Genomic DNA, 264 nt, shown 5'->3' on the forward strand with positions numbered 1-264 from the left:
CTACTAACCCAACGCTCAAGGAGATGCACCGGAAACAGGCTGAAAAGGGTATCTACTCTGACCATCGGATACTGGTTTTCGCCTCGTTGTCTCTTGGCGAACAGGGGTTAGATGACGTCCTAACGGCGGTGTCAGGCCAGCCTGTTTCTGTAATTGTGGTCCGTGGCATCCCGGAAGGAATGAACTTGGGGCAGGGAGTTAAAGCTATTCAGGCGCTCGCGGCCAAAAAAGACCCAGTGCCGAACATCATCATCAACCCTACGT

General features: G+C 53.0%; 1 protein-coding gene. It reads left to right on the top strand.

The window, feature by feature from the left end; all coding sequences use genetic code 11:
- Positions 1-23: 23 nt before the first annotated feature.
- On the top strand, positions 24-264 hold a 241-nt coding region (locus ACLJNW_RS25855), incomplete at its 3' end, for a TrbC family F-type conjugative pilus assembly protein (protein ID WP_410961458.1).

The sequence above is a fragment of the Salmonella sp. SAL4457 genome, from assembly GCF_046548235.1.
Lineage (GTDB): Bacteria > Pseudomonadota > Gammaproteobacteria > Enterobacterales > Enterobacteriaceae > Salmonella > Salmonella enterica.